Source organism: Corynebacterium sp. HMSC076G08, assembly GCF_001811515.1.
Taxonomy (GTDB): Bacteria; Actinomycetota; Actinomycetes; order Mycobacteriales; family Mycobacteriaceae; genus Corynebacterium; species Corynebacterium hiratae.
Window position 1 is genome coordinate 41,010 of the sequence record NZ_KV805047.1, and the last position, 14,683, is coordinate 55,692.

At 60.9% G+C, this 14,683-nt stretch carries 10 protein-coding genes; 6 read left to right on the forward strand and 4 right to left on the reverse strand.

Annotated features, from left to right (window positions below; all coding sequences use genetic code 11):
• Positions 1-183: 183 nt before the first annotated feature.
• Positions 184-1,641 (reverse strand): GH32 C-terminal domain-containing protein, encoded by a 1,458-nt coding sequence (locus HMPREF2806_RS06130; RefSeq protein ID WP_070516824.1) that lies wholly within the window; start codon positions 1,639-1,641, stop codon positions 184-186.
• Positions 1,642-1,652: 11 nt separating this feature from the next.
• Positions 1,653-2,807, reverse strand: coding sequence for a glycogen synthase (gene glgA / locus HMPREF2806_RS06135; protein WP_070516826.1), 1,155 nt, complete (start codon positions 2,805-2,807; stop codon positions 1,653-1,655).
• A gap of 188 nt (positions 2,808-2,995) precedes the next feature.
• On the opposite strand from glgA, the gene glgC reads away from it, so the two are divergent.
• Positions 2,996-4,213, forward strand: a complete 1,218-nt coding sequence (glgC, locus tag HMPREF2806_RS06140) for a glucose-1-phosphate adenylyltransferase (RefSeq protein WP_046648300.1) — start codon at positions 2,996-2,998, stop codon at positions 4,211-4,213.
• Between the two features lie 460 nt (positions 4,214-4,673).
• Here the strand turns inward: glgC and HMPREF2806_RS06145 are convergent, their stop codons facing one another.
• Entirely contained in the window at positions 4,674-5,321 is a 648-nt protein-coding gene (locus HMPREF2806_RS06145; RefSeq protein WP_070516827.1) for an O-methyltransferase, read from the reverse strand.
• Positions 5,322-5,484: 163 nt separating this feature from the next.
• On the opposite strand from HMPREF2806_RS06145, the gene sigE reads away from it, so the two are divergent.
• The 3 genes from sigE (at position 5,485) to HMPREF2806_RS06160 (ending at position 7,323) form a co-directional block, all read left to right on the forward strand.
• Positions 5,485-6,150, forward strand: a complete 666-nt coding sequence (sigE, locus tag HMPREF2806_RS06150; RefSeq protein ID WP_070516829.1) for an RNA polymerase sigma factor SigE — start codon at positions 5,485-5,487, stop codon at positions 6,148-6,150.
• 83 nt (positions 6,151-6,233) lie between these two features.
• The gene (locus HMPREF2806_RS06155; RefSeq protein ID WP_046648303.1) at positions 6,234-6,683 is read left to right on the forward strand and encodes an anti-sigma factor family protein; all 450 of its coding nucleotides are present in this window, start codon (positions 6,234-6,236) and stop codon (positions 6,681-6,683) included.
• A gap of 67 nt (positions 6,684-6,750) precedes the next feature.
• A complete protein-coding gene (locus tag HMPREF2806_RS06160; RefSeq protein WP_070516831.1) occupies positions 6,751-7,323 on the forward strand; it encodes a twin-arginine translocase TatA/TatE family subunit in 573 nt (190 codons plus the stop codon).
• 7 nt (positions 7,324-7,330) lie between these two features.
• On the opposite strand, the gene HMPREF2806_RS06165 is transcribed toward HMPREF2806_RS06160, so the two are convergent.
• Positions 7,331-8,470, reverse strand: coding sequence for an Mrp/NBP35 family ATP-binding protein (locus tag HMPREF2806_RS06165; protein ID WP_198531323.1), 1,140 nt, complete (start codon positions 8,468-8,470; stop codon positions 7,331-7,333).
• A gap of 159 nt (positions 8,471-8,629) precedes the next feature.
• Here HMPREF2806_RS06165 and HMPREF2806_RS06170 point away from each other — a divergent pair, with 159 nt between their 5' ends.
• Both HMPREF2806_RS06170 and HMPREF2806_RS06175 read left to right on the forward strand, forming a co-directional pair.
• Positions 8,630-9,406: a hypothetical protein gene (locus HMPREF2806_RS06170; protein WP_070516835.1), complete on the forward strand. Its 777-nt coding sequence runs from the start codon at positions 8,630-8,632 to the stop codon at positions 9,404-9,406.
• Between the two features lie 389 nt (positions 9,407-9,795).
• Positions 9,796-14,683 (forward strand): G5 domain-containing protein (locus HMPREF2806_RS06175; RefSeq protein WP_070516838.1); only part of this gene is annotated, 4,888 nt, incomplete at its 3' end.

The following is a 14,683-nucleotide window of genomic DNA, read 5'->3' on the forward strand; positions in this document are numbered from 1 at the left end:
CGGTGAGCGCGAAGGGGGTGGCTCGACCGACCCAGCCCGCCTCGGCCTCCCGTCGCGCTCACCGAGAGCGGGGGCGGTGGCTGTTTGAGTTCCACGGTGAGCGCGAAGGGTAGGGGGGCGCATTAAAAAGAGGACCGAGACAACTCGGTCCTCCTCCTATACGCCGTGTCGCAGTCGATGCGATTAAGAGCGCTTGGTGCCCTTGCGGCTCCACGACTGCTCAATGACAGCCTCGCCCTCCGTGCTGACCTCGATGGCAGAGCATCCGCCCTCAAAGTAGACGCGAGAACTCATGGCCACCAAGCCACCGTCCACAAACACCTCAACGCTAGCGCCGTCTTGGATGACAGTAAGCGTGTCCGAATCGCCCTCGGCCAGCTGGGCCACCGCGGGAGCAGAGTCCTTGAAGTAGTGATCGAAGGCCTTCGACATTGAGCGATCCAGGCTGATCTCTTCGCCGGTGTGGCGGATAACCGCGGCGGCGTCACCGTTACCGTCCTTCAGCGTCACGGTCACGGCGGAGCCTTCCGGAACCTCCAAAACACCAGTCCAAGATTGGGCATAATCAGAGAGCTTCACCGCATCCGGCAGGCCCTCCGCTGGGGTCTGGTACAGCACGCCGCCCTGCAGCGTTACCGCACGTGGAAGGGACAGACTATTAACCCAGCCTTCCGCCTCCCAGGATGGGTGCTTGGTGGCATCGTCACCGCGGCCGTTGCCGTTGAGCAGACCGAGGATGACCGCGCGGTCGTAGCGGCACTCCTGCGGAATCGTTCCGGTCGTGGTGTTGGTGTTGCGCGGGCGGGAGAAATCGTGGCCAAAGTCCACGCGCTGGAAACCTTTCGCCACGGTGAACACGGTGCCATCAAGGCGGCCCACGATGTAGCCGGAAACATCACGGCCCTCGCGCTCTAGTGTCACGAAGAGCACATCGTAGATTTCCCTATCGACCTCGTCGCGCAGGCGCACCAAACGCGGCGAGACCACCGGCGGGATGGGGGAGGTGGCCGGAACCTCGCCGTCCTCGAAGCCAGGATCACCATCGAAGCTCAACGGTCCGAGCAGCGTCCATGCTTCGCCGTTGGGGCTATCCAGAATCACCGGCACCGGCGCGTCGGAGTGCCCGGTCAGGGCCAGCATGAGCCAGCCATCGTGGCCTTCCTCGCGGTCCTCCTTAGCCCAATCCGGGACCACGGAGGGAGAGCGGAAGCGGTCGTAATTGGTGCTGGCACCGACAGCTTCGCCGAAGCGGACAACATCCGGGTCGAGCGCCGAAGGGTCATCGGAGACGACGCATTCATCGGCGTAGTCGGTGTAGCGTGCCAGACGCACGCTCGTGCCCACCGAAGTCACCGAGGTGAAATACAAGTTGAGGGCGTCCTGGCCCTCCGCGACGGAGCCAGCACGCAGCGACAGCTCTCCGCCTACGGGGGCGAGGACGTCGTCGCAGTCCAGCCACTCAAAAGCTGTTTCTTCGGACGTGGAATGGCCCCAGCGTGCGGGCTGGTCAGCCGCAGTCCGGTATTGGTGGAACAGGTGCCACGTGTTACCGTCGCGGACGATTCCCGCGGGGGCGTCGAGCAACCCGGTATCGGGAACGAAATGAAGTTCTGGGCGATGAGGCGGTTCGTTAAGAGTCACGGCAGTCCTTCCTACATCAACGAACGGTAAATGTCCACGGTCTGCTGCGCGATGGTGGCCCACGAGAAGTCATCCATGGCGCGCTGGCGACCGGCGCTACCAAAGCGCTGCGTCAGTTCCTTGTCCGCCGCAACCCGATTCACGGCGGCGGCGAGGTCGGCCTCAAAAGTAGTCTCATCGGCGGCGTCATAATTGACCAAAACGCCGGTCTCACCATCCACGACGACCTCTGGGATGCCACCCACATTGGAGGCTACGACCGCGGTGCCGCACGCCATGGCTTCGAGGTTAACAATGCCCAGCGGCTCATAGATCGACGGACAGACGAACACATCGGCACCGGAATAGACCTGCTTAATCTCCTCGCGGGACAGCATGTCCTTAACCCAGAACACACCATCGCGCTGCGAGCGCAGCTCCTCCACGAGGGCTTCAGTCTCCGCCGCAATCTCCGGCGTATCCGGCGCGCCCGCACACAGCACGAGCTGAATGTCTTCGTCAAAGCTCTGAGCCGCCTTGAGCAGGTGCTTGACGCCCTTCTGTCGGGTGATGCGGCCGACGAAGGCGGCGATGGGGCGCTGCTTATCGACGCCCAGCTTATCCAGCACCGCCGACTCACCCGGCTGCCACACCTGCGTATCGATGCCGTTGAGGACCACATGCACCTTATCGGCGTCGATGCGGGGGTAGGCATCCAAGATGGAATCTTTCATGCCGGCCGATACGGCGATGACGGCGTCGGCGTATTCCATCGCGTTCTTCTCTGACCAAGAGGAGACCTCGTAACCGCCGCCCAGCTGCTCGCGCTTCCACGGGCGGTGCGGCTCGAGGGAGTGCGCGGTAACCACGTGGGGGATGTCGTACAAGCGGCTGGCGAGGTGCCCGCCAAGGCCCGTGTACCACGTGTGGGAGTGAGCCACATCGATATCGGAGGCGGCGTTGGTCATGCGCAGACCCGTAGACAGTGTCTGCAGCGCGGCGTTAGCATCCTTCAATGCGGGGTCAACGCCATGGACAAAGACGTCTTTCTCGTCACGCTCAGACCCCATGCAATGGACGGAGACATCGATGATCTCGCGCATGAAACGGGTGAGCTCTGCAACATGGACGCCAGCTCCACCGTAAATCTCAGGCGGATACTCCTTAGAAAAAATTCCGGCTCTCATACTCGCCAGAATACGGACATTCCGCAGCGCGCGCTAAACCTTCCTATCGCGCGCCTCGGGCGCGGCGCGCAGCGGCTTTGGGACGCAAACACGAAGGAAGCATGCAAGCGGGGTGAGGGAGGTTAAAGGGGGTAAAATCACGCAAACTTCTACTGCACGATGCGGAAAATGTCTATAAGTTGGGTGGTGTGAGAAGCCTTCCTAATGTCCTTGCCATTGTCCTTGCCGGCGGCGAGGGAAAGCGCCTCTTTCCGCTGACGGAAGACCGCGCTAAGCCCGCCGTTCCTTTCGGTGGTTCCTACCGCCTGATCGACTTCGTGCTGTCCAACCTCGTTAACGCCGGATACCTCAAGATTGCGGTGCTGACCCAGTACAAGTCCCACTCCTTGGACCGCCACATTTCCCAGGCATGGAACCTGTCTGGGCCGACTCCGCAGTACATCGCCTCCGTACCCGCCCAGCAGCGCCGCGGTAAGCGTTGGTACAACGGTTCGGCCGATGCCATCTTGCAGTCGCTGAACCTGATTTATGACGAGAAGCCGGATTACGTCATCGTCTTTGGCGCCGACCACGTCTACCGCATGGACCCGGCCCAGATGGTGGAGGAGCACATCGCGACTGGCCTGGACTGTTCGGTGGCAGGCATCCGCGTCCCGCGTTCGGAGGCTTCTGCCTTTGGCTGCATCCAGGCGGATGGGATGGGCACGATTACGGAGTTCGTCGAGAAGCCTGCGAATCCTCCGGCCACCCCGGATGATCCGAACATGACCTACGCCTCCATGGGCAACTACGTCTTCACCACGCAGGCGCTTATCGACGCTTTGCTGGAAGACGAAAAGAATGAGGACTCCGCGCATGACATGGGCGGCAACATCATTCCTTATTTCGTGAAGCGCGAGCAGGCACACGTCTACGACTTCATGGCCAATGAGGTGCCCGGCTCCACGGAGCGTGACCATGGCTATTGGCGCGATGTCGGTACCATCGACTCCTTCTATGAGGCGCACATGGACATGATTTCTGTGCACCCCATTTTCAACTTGTACAACCGTTCGTGGCCGATTCACTCCACGGATGACTCGAACTTCCCGCCGGCGAAGTTCGTGCAGAACGGTATCGCGCAGTCTTCGATGGTGGCTCCGGGCTGCATTGTCTCCGGCGGTACGGTGCGCAACTCTGTGCTCTCCTCGGACGTGCACGTGGCCGATGGCGCGACGGTGGAAGGCTCCGTCATCCTGCCGGGCGTGCGCATTGGACGCGGCGCGGTGGTCCGCCACGCCATCCTGGACAAGAACGTGGTGGTCAGCGATGGTGCGATCATCGGCGTGGACCGCGAGCGCGATGAGGAGCGCTTCAAGGTTTCCGAAGGCGGCGTGGTCGTCGTGGGTAAGAACGTAAAGGTCTAAGCCGCGAGACAGCACAGTAGTTTAAGCGGGCGTGCGGGTGGATTGAAGTCCACTCCACGCCCGCTTTTCGTGGCTTTGATGTCGCCGACGAGTTCCGGGGTGCTTCAGGAGCCTGCGCGACAACACTCCCAGCAACAGCACCCCCTGCAACAACACGCGCGGCACAACCACCCCCTGCAACAACACGCGCGGCACAACCACACCCTGCAACACCACACCCTTCGCGCTCACCGAGAGCGCGCGGCCCGCTTGGCGAAGCCCCACGGTGAGCGCGAAGGGCGGGGGTGGGAACGGAGAAGGAGTAAAAGTGGGCACAAAGAAGGACACCGGCGCCACAGGGCGGGGTTTTGCTCGGAGACGTATCAGTGGCTAAACCAACGGTGCCCTAAATGACGAAAGTCTCCGTGCCGATCGAAAAACGGGCGATGGTTTTGGCAGATCGGGCAGTTTCAGAAGGCGGCTACAGCTTGGTAATGAGCGTCAGGCCCGCGCCGTAGGGCAGGCGCGTCACGGCCGCGCCCTCGAGGGAGCGGGCAACCTCGTCGGCCTCGCGGGTAGCGGCGGTGTCGCGGTCGGTGCGGGAGGGGTCGGCCACGGTGCCGTCGAGAAGCGCATTGGCCAGCACCAAAGTGCCGTGCTGGTGCAGCAGCGGCCAGGCGGCCTTGAGCAGCGCAGGCATGTCGAGCGCGGGGACCTCGGCGTAGATCACCTGGTAGGTGTCATTAGCCAGACGGCCCATGATGTCGAGGGGGCGCGAGGGTAAGAAACGGCCGCGGCTGGGGGAGTAGCCGGCCTCGCGGAAGGTTCGCTTGGCGCTGGCTTGGTGCTCTGCCTCCGGATCGATGCAGGTGAGGATTCCGTTCTCTGGCATGCCGGCAAGCAGATAGAGGCCCACGACGGATGCTGCGGGAGTAATCGCCACCGCCTGCGGCCGCGAGGTGGTGCCGGATGAAACCGCCGCGAGCGTGGTGAGCAACTGGCCGGTTGCCTCATCCGGGGCTGGCAGGCCGTACTCCTCCGCGTGGGCGCGAGCGCCGGCGAGAACCTCGGAGACCTCGCTGGTGGATTCGATGTAGGTTCGCATTGCGTCATAAGCCGTAGTAGTCACAAAAGAAAACCATAGTGAAATCGCCACAGCTGCGTGCCGAGAATCGCCCACAACTCTCCTCAGCTGTGACGCAAGAAGCGCATGTAAGCGTTGTGACGGATTCACAGGCTGCTCACAGGGCCGTGGCTGGAGTTTCGACGCGCACTATAGAAAGATATTCGGCATGACCACACAGCAGCGCGAGTTTGAGCACGCTCACCGTTCCACCGATTCCTCCGCCACTGGCAGCCATGATGCCAGCGCTGAAACTGAGAAGTTGACCGGAACCGCTGCGTTCGACGCCGGCCAAGCCGATATGCCTTCCTGGGGTGAACTCGTGGCTGAGCACGCCGATGATGTCTACCGCTTGGCTTACCGCCTCTCCGGCAACCAGCACGATGCTGAAGACCTCACGCAGGAGACCTTCATGCGTGTCTTCCGCTCCTTGGATAAGTACCAAGCGGGAACCTTTGGGGGCTGGCTGCACCGCATCACCACCAACCTCTTCCTGGACATGGTCCGCCACCGCTCCAAGATCCGCATGGAGGCCCTGCCGGAGGATTATGAGCGCGTCCCCGGAACCGACATGACCCCGGAGCAGGCCTATTCGGTAGCTAACCTGGATCCGGCGCTGCAGTCCGCGCTGGATAACCTCGCACCGGATTTCCGCGTGGCGGTGGTTCTCTGTGATGTCGTGGGCATGAGCTACGACGAAATCGCCGAAACCCTCGGCGTCAAGATGGGCACCGTGCGCTCCCGCATCCACCGCGGCCGTTCCCAGCTGCGTGCCGCTCTGGAGAAGGAAGCCGAGAGCAACGCAGACACCCGCAGCCTGCTGCGTACGCGCTAGACTGGGCAGCGTTTAAGTCTGAGACCGCGAGAATTCTGCCGCCTAGGGCAGAGGAGCGCGCACTGAGGTGAGGTGACGTTGAGGTGAAAGCAGAAGGACATAGCAGCGACGGCCAGTCCCTGAGTCTGTCCGGATTCTTCACCGAGGCCCAAGCCAAAGTCCGCGATAAGGCGAAGGCCCGCGCCCAGCGGGCAGATACCATCGGCCATTTGGGGCCCGAGGCGGTCGTCGCTTTCGTCGACGGCGAGATGCCCGCCAAATATGCCCACCGCGTACGCATCCATCTCGTGCACTGCCCGGAATGCCGGGCAGAAATCCACCACCAGCGCAACGCCGCCGAGTGGGTTCGTGAATGCAGCGTGGAATCCCATGTCAAGGCTCCTGATTCCCTGATGGCGAAGCTTGCAGGTATCGCTCATCAGGGCGTAGGGCCCGGGCCGGATGCGGAAGCGCCTGCGCACCAGCCACGTCAGGATTTCTTGGACAAGGTGGAGATGGTTGTGCGCGCCATCCGGCACAACCAGCGGGGCTAAGAAGAGCCCCAAGCCTTCCGCGCGCCCGTCGCCCAGTTACCTCTAGCGAAGTAGTTAAGATAGTTTCGTGTTTTCCTCAATTGGTTGGGTAGAGATCCTCGTCATCGTGCTGCTGGGGCTGGTGATCATCGGCCCCGAGCGCTTGCCCGGCGTGATTATGGACGTCCGCGCGGCTATCTACGCCGCGCGCAAGGCCATTGCGAACGCCAAGGCGGAGCTCAACGGTGAGATGAGCGGTCTCGGCGCGGAGTTCGATGACCTCCGGGTGCCCCTGAGCCAGGCGGCGGAATGGACGCGCATGGGCCCGCGCGGGGTTATCACCAAGGCGCTTTTCGACGGCGACGATTCCGCCTGGGACGACTTCAACCCGAAGAAGATGGCTGAGGACATCAAGAAGAGCACCAGCCCGTATGAGCATGACGCGGAAATAAACAACCAACCCGCGCATAACCAGCAGGGGCCGGCACAGCCAGCGCCGGAGCAGAACACTGGCCGGCCGACCTTCGATTATTCGCAGGTCTATCCGGACCTTGGCGCCCAGCAGCCGGCGGGGGAGAAGGCGGCTAAAACGACACAGCCCCCGCGCGGCGGAAATGCATCCACCGGCGAGGGCAGCTCCTCCTGGGAGGACGTCACCTAAGGGTTATTTAGCCCTTGCGGGTGACACCCAAGCCAAGCTTCTTGCCCACGAGGGAATCGGAGCGTACGGCAATGGAATCGGCCACCTTGTTGATGGCCTGGGTAGCGGGGGAGTCGGGCGCGGAAATAACGATGGGGGTTCCGGCATCGCCAGCCGCGCGCAGGCTCGGATCCAGCGGGATGCTGGCCAGCAGGGGAACCTCGTGGCCCAGCAGCACGCTGAGGCGCTCGGCCACTACTGTGCCGCCGCCGGAGCCGAAGATATCCATGGTGGAACCATCCGGCATGACCATCGCACCCATGTTCTCAATCACGCCGGCCACGCGCTGGCGCGTTTGCTGCGAGATGGAACCGGCGCGCTCGGCAACCTCGGCCGCGGCCGCCTGCGGGGTGGTCACAATCAGCAGCTCCGCATTGGGGATGAGCTGGGCCACCGACAGGGCAACGTCGCCGGTACCCGGCGGCAGGTCCAGCAGGAGCACGTCGAGGTCGCCCCAGAAGACGTCCGCGAGGAATTGCTGGAGGGCGCGGTGGAGCATCGGCCCGCGCCAGACCACCGGCGCATTGCCCTCCACGAACTGGCCAATAGAAATGTGCTTGATGCCGTGGGAGATGGGGGGAAGCAGCATTTCGTCGTCAAGCACTGTGGGGCCCGCCGTGGAACCCAGCAGGCTGGGCACGGAGTGGCCGTAAATATCGGCGTCCACGATGCCCACCTTGAGCCCCTTGTTGACCAAGGCAGCGGCCAGGTTCACCGTGACGGAGGACTTGCCCACGCCTCCCTTGCCGGAGGCCACCGCGAACACGCGGGTGGTGGACTCGGGCTTGGCAAAGGGGATCTCCGGCTCGGCTTGCCCGCCGCGCAGCTTCTGCTTGAGCTCTTTACGCTGCTCGTCGCTCATCGGAGTCATGGAGATGCTGATGTTGCCGACACCGTCGATCTCCGCCACGGCCGCGCGGGTATTGGACTCGATGGTGCCCTTCATCGGGCAGCCGGCGATGGTGAGATAAAGCTCGATGTCCACGTCCGGACCGTTGACGGCTACGGACTTCACCATGCCGAGCTCCGTGATGGGGCGTCCGATTTCTGGGTCATCGACGCGGGTGAGCGCGTCGCGAACGGAAGATTCAGTAATAGCGCTAGTCATAACGCGCATTAGTCTAGTCACTTGCTATCGGGGAGAGCCACACCGCCGTCTGGCCAGCGGGGTGTGTAAAATTCAGCCAGATGCCGCGGCCCAGCGCTGCGGACTGAGAACCCTGAAGAACAGCGACATGTGCGCTGCATGTCCGGTTGAATAGAAAGAATGCGCCTGATTCTGATGCCCCGCCTTATTGCACGTTCCCGCACCTTCGCCCGCGTTGTTGGGGTGGCCTTGGTGGGGGTTGCGGGGGCGTCGTTAAGCGCCTGCTCCGGGTATGAACCCAAGCCGGATCCGAACCCAGTGAACTCGGCGCCTATCACCATCATGATTGACCCGACATCCCATGAGCAGCGCGTGCTGGCGGAGATCTACCGCCAGACCCTGCGCGATGAGGGACGCGCGGCTACCGTTTCTCAGAAGCCAAAGCTGGTGCGTCAAGGAGGGGAGCACATCAGCGGGGTCAGCACTAACGGCAACTTCTTCGTGGGCTGCACGGGTGAATTCTTAAGCGTCTACAACCCGGAGGAAGCCCGCGCGATTTCCAAGGACTACGTGGCTGCCAAGGAAGAGGGCACCAAGGACGTGGACTTTTTGGAGCGCACCCACGTCGCGCTCATGGCCTCGCTGCCCCCGGAGGTCTCCGTGGTGGAGCCCGCCGGTGCCGAAGGCTGCCCCAAGTCAAAGCCGGAGCTTCCACAGAATTACGTTGTGGTCTACCAAGACGGGCTATTCAACCGCGATGAAAAGCTGGAAGTTGCCTCCTTTACCAAGTTCCTCACCGCGCAGGACCTCGATGAAGTGGTGCAGGAAGTAGACGACTCCGAGGATTTTGAAGAGACCGTGCGCGCCTGGATGGAGGCCAACCTCATGCAGAACCTCAACGAGGAAGGTGACTCCAACTCTTCCGGCGGCTCGGATTTGGTCCACGAGGAATCCTAGGAGATACAAGCTAGGGGGCGCAGTCCTCGGCGCCTGGGGGAACAACCTAGGACTGTATAAAACGGCGCTGGACACGCCCTGCTTGGCGACGTCTCGCCGCACCGCCCCACTCCCTACGTGTGGAAAACGATCAGTATCTCACAGAGTGGTCGATTCCAGGAAATCTATAATTCCCACGCGCTTGTGTACTTATTGTTAAAGATTCCAGGTAAAACCCTGTTTTTCTTGCGGGTTTATGTATAGGAGGATACAATTTTTAGAGTTCACCTGCCTATTTCCTGTCAATCCTTAAACGAATTTGTGAGGAAATACCTTGAGAAGCCGCCGCGGCTTTCGGGTTTCCGCACTGTGGGGTGGGGCAGGGTACTGCATTTGAAAGGACCTAAGGAATGAATGCACCACGAAGTGGCTCGGCCCGTCGGCCCTCTTCCCGTAAAGGAGTAGCAGCACTTTCTGCTATTACACTCGCGCTGAGCGGCCTCAGCATCACCTCTTTTAATACTGTCGTCCCCGAGGCCGCCGCCGCCCTGAGCGGCGGCATCCGCGACAAGTCGGGAGCGGTGGAGCAGGATGCCCAGAAAACCTCCGACCTCCCGGCTGGTTCGTGTACTGTCTCGGGAAGCACTGAGAGTGGCAGTCAGGCTGGTTTCAGCTGGTATACCTCTGAGCCGTCTGCGTCCAGCCCCAACAAGAAAGCCTGGGGATTGAGCGTCTCCTTTGACAACTCGAAGGACCGCACGTTCGCTGATTGGAGCTTTACCAATTCAGGCCTTATGGGTGCGTACCTCGATGCAGCGCAAATCCCCGCTATGAATGCGGGCCAGACCCTTGTTGACAAGGCAGTCACACACAAGGCCGACGAAATCCTCGATATTACTGCTTCTAGGCAACAACGAAACCTAAATCTCAACGCGGAACTGACTGACCAGAAAGTCAAGCAGTTCGCTGAGGCCGCCGCCGCCAACCCGGTACGTTACGCCTGGCAGGGTAACTATAAGCAGGAAAATCCCGACCCAAGGACTAGGGCCACCCGGGGAGAATCTGCAGGCTTTACGGCCGTCGTGAACCCGTGGCCGAGCGAGAACATCGAATGTAACCCGATCACGGTGTCGTGGGAGAACTTCGAAAAGCACGTCATCGTCCCCGGTGAGGAAACCAAGGTCGGTAAGGTCAATGTTCCTGCTGTGCAGAACGGTGGCACTGACGACTCTATGTCCCGCATGGTCGTGGAGGCTTACGATGGCAACGGCGCGTTCATCGGCACCACGGACCCGGCCGCATCCGGCGGTACGCAGAACCTGCGTATCGACGAAACGACCGGCGAAATCTTCTTCACCTGGCCTGAGTACCGCGGTACCGACCTGGCAACTGACAAGAACGTGAACTTCTCCGTTCTGGCAAAGCCGCGTAGCGTGGACCAGCTCCAGGCGGCTGCCGAGAACAACAACTTCGGGGAAGGCGCTACCTTCGACAGCTCCAACTCGCTGACTCGCTACAACAAGGCAAACGTCATCGACTCGAAGGCGTTCTCCCTTGATGACACCGAGTACCACACCCCGAAGTACGACAAGACGGATGCTTCGATCATCTCCGGCGTCGATAGTGCTACTGGGCCGATTGCTACCGAGCCGCAGAAGGTCACCTTCACCCAGACCCCTGACCTGATCAAGGACCTGGCAAAGAAGAAGGGTGATAACGGCTTCGAAGCCAAGGTTGAGCTGGATGAGAAGTACGTGTACGACGGCTGGACCGTCGAGATGGACGAAAACTACAACGTCACTGTCACCGCTCCGGAAGAGCCGAAGCCGGGCACCTTCGCTCGCCCGAAGGTCATCGTTGAATACTCCAACGGCTCCACTGATGAGCTTGAGCTGCTCGTGGTTGTTGACCCGAACAACACCCAGGTCACTGACTTGGTGCGCCCTGGTCTGTCTAAGGGCAAGCTGAATGAGGACATCACCGTTCAGGTGGGTACCAAGTCCATCATGAAGGGCCATAAGCCGGTCCACCCGGCCAAGTTCGAGATCGACGAGTCTACTGTGCCGGATGGCTGGACCGTCACCGTCGATGACACCGGCAAGGTCACCGCGAAAGCAGACGACTCTGTTGCACCGGGAACCGTCATCACCCCGAAGGTGAAGGCAACCTACCCGGACCAGACCACGGATGAGATCGAGGTCCAGTTCCAGGCGATCGTGGACATCAAGATCCCGACCTACGACACAGTGACTGGTCAGCCGAACGCGAGCGTCAGCCTCACTCCCGAAATCCCGGAGCGCGGTCTGAGCGGCAACACGACCGATGAACCCCCGACGCGCTACACCTTCGAGGATGGCACCAACCAGACCACCCTTACTAGCAAGGATGGCAAGACGTGGACCGTCTACGTTGACGAGAAGACTGGTGAGATTACGACCACGATCCCGAAGGGTGCGCAGGAAGGCGACATCCTGAACGTTCCGGTCAAGGCTCACTACAGCGATGAAGGCAAGCAGAAGCCGCAGACGGTTGTCGGCACTGTCGTCGTTATCAAGGGCGACATCAAGGCGAACTACAACGTCCAAACCACCGCTCCTGGCCAGGCAGTGAAGCACCAGGTTGAAGACGCGCCTGACGGCTCGACTTTCTCCTTTGGTCGAAAGGACGGCAAGCCGGTTCTTTCTCAGGAAGTCAACGGCTGGAAGTACACCATTGACCCGAAGACCGGTGAAGTTTCCTCCACCCCGCCGGCCGATGCTAAGCCAGGTGACAAGAACACCGTCACGGTAACCGTTAACGCCCCAGGTGGTCTGACGACTCAGGCACCGGTTACCACCGTGGTCAAGCTGACCAACGCCTGGGAGTCTGAGCCGGTTGTTCCGTCCCAGACGGTCTACCCGGGTGGCACGGCGACCTCGCCGATTGGCGTCGAGAAGCCTGCAGAGATCAACCTTGATGCGGACAAGCCGTTCATGATCAACCCGAAGGGCCTCGAAGCCACCGGTGAGAACAACGAATTCGGCAACCCCACCTACAAGGTGAAGACGGCTAACGGCGACTGGATCGTCGGCCTGGATGACAAGGGCAACGTAATCTCCACCGCGCCGGAGACCGCGAAGCCGGGCGACAAGATCGACGTTCCGGTCATCGTGACCTACGAGGACGGCTCTAAGGACAACACCACCGCAACGGTCAACGTCATCGACGTTCCGAAGCGGGAGGTTCCGTTCAAGGTCGAGTACAAGTACGACGACACCATCCCTGCCGGTACCTACAAGGTTGAGACTACGGGTGTGCCTGGCGAAGAGAAGATGAACCAGGACGGCACCTGGGATCAAACCAAGGCACCGGTCAACGAGGTCGTCGTCGTCGGCACCAAGCCTGCCGAGAGCGCCAAGGAAGTCACGTGGACGGTTCCGATTCCTTACCCGACCGAGGTTCGCGAGAACCCGGACCTGAAGCCTGGTGAAACCCGGGTTGTTCAGGAAGGTGAGAACGGTGAGAAGACCTTCACCGCTAAGTTCACCGCTTCGGGCGATCAGGCTGAGGTCGTCGAGGAAGAGACCACCAAGGAGCCTGTCAAGCGGATCGTCGAGTACGGCCCTGGCATTGCTCCGAGCGAGCTGGTGACCAAGACTGAGAAGCCGATTCCGTTCGACACCAAGGTGATCTTCGACGACTCCCTCGAAGCCGGCAAGCAGGTTGTTGACCAAAAGGGTGAGGTTGGTACCGAAGTTGAGACCTCGACTCAGAAGCTCGTGGACGGAAAGCCTTCGGGCGACCCGGTCGTGACATCTGAGCGCACGAAGGAGCCGACCGAGCAGATCATCCGCGTTGGCACCAAGACCACCGGCACCAACACTGAGACCGTTAAGTCTGAGGTTCCGTTCGGTGTGAAGATCGAATTCGATCCGAACCTGCCTGCCGGTAAGTCTGAGGTTGTGACCGAGGGTGTTCCTGGTGAGAAGACGGTGACGATCACGCGCGAGATCGTCAACTCGAAGCCTGGCGACCCTCAGATCACCGAGGAGATTACCAAGCAGCCTGTTGATCAGGTCATCAAGGTTGGTACCAAGCCGTCTGAGGCTTCCTCGAAGGTCACCTGGACTGCTCAGGTTCCGTTCGAGGTTATTACCCGTCCGAACCCGGAGCTGAAGCCGGGTGAGATCAAGGTCGTCCAGAAGGGCGTGCCTGGCGAGAAGACCTACACCGCTGACTTCACTGCCAAGGGTGACCAGGCAACGGTCACCCCGGAGGAGAAGCAGACCAAGGCTCCTGTTAACGAGATCATCGAGTATGGTCCGGCACCCGAGGACACCTCTGTGGTGACCAAGGTAGAGAAGCCGGTTCCGTTCGAGACTGAGATCGTCTTCGACAACTCTCTCAAGGAGGGCGAACAGAAGGTTGACCAGCAGGGTGAACTTGGCACCGAGGTTGTGACCTCGACTCAGAAGATCGTCAACGGCAAGCCGGACGGCGATCCTACTGTGACGACTGAGCGCACCAAGGAGCCGGTCAAGCAGATCATCCGCGTGGGCACTAAGTCGGAAGGCACTCACACCAGTGAGTATGTCAAGGATGTGCCATTCGAAACCTCGGTCATCTTCGATGACACGATGGAAGCGGGTAAGCAGGAGACTGTCCAAGAAGGCAAGCTCGGTAAGGACAAGGTCACCACGACGCTGACCATCGAGAACTCGAAGGTCGTAGATTCCAAGACCGAAACCGAGCGTGTGACCGAGCCGGTCAATAAGATCATCAAGGTCGGTACTAAGGGCAAGCCTGCCTCCACGCAGATCGAGTGGAATGAGAAGACTCCATTCGAGACCGAGATCCGTGTCAACCCTGACCTGCAACCTGGAGAGACTAAGGTTGTCCAGGAGGGCAAGCAGGGCGAGATCAAGCACACCGTCAAGGTCAACGCCGAGAACGGTGAGATCACCAAGGAACACTCCTCCGATAAGATCAGCGACCCAGTCAAACAGATCATCGAGGTTGGTCCGGCCAAGAACCAGACCGAACTTACCGATAAGCACACCGAAAAGACCCCGTTCGACACCATCATCGAGTACGACCCGAACCTCGAGGTAGGCAAGGTTGTTGAGGACCAGGCTGGTGCCTTCGGTGAGAAGGAGATCACCAAGACCTGGAAGCTCGAAAACGGCAAGCCAGTCGGTGACCCGGAAACCTCTGAAGAGGTCATCAAGGACCCGCAGCCGCGCAAGCTACGCGTAGGCACCAAGTGCAAGTGCGAGAGCCCGAGCGAGGAACCGAGCGAAGAGCCGAGCGTGCCGAGTG

Excerpts from the sequence above, each read along its gene's own strand:
- HMPREF2806_RS06165 (WP_198531323.1), bottom strand. The coding sequence starts at position 8,470 with ATGACTAGCGCTATTACTGAATCTTCCGTTCGCGACGCGCTCACCCGC.
- sigE (WP_070516829.1), top strand. The coding sequence starts at position 5,485 with ATGACCACACAGCAGCGCGAGTTTGAGCACGCTCACCGTTCCACCGAT.
- HMPREF2806_RS06170 (WP_070516835.1), top strand. The coding sequence starts at position 8,630 with ATGCGCCTGATTCTGATGCCCCGCCTTATTGCACGTTCCCGCACCTTC.
- glgA (WP_070516826.1), bottom strand. The coding sequence starts at position 2,807 with ATGAGAGCCGGAATTTTTTCTAAGGAGTATCCGCCTGAGATTTACGGT.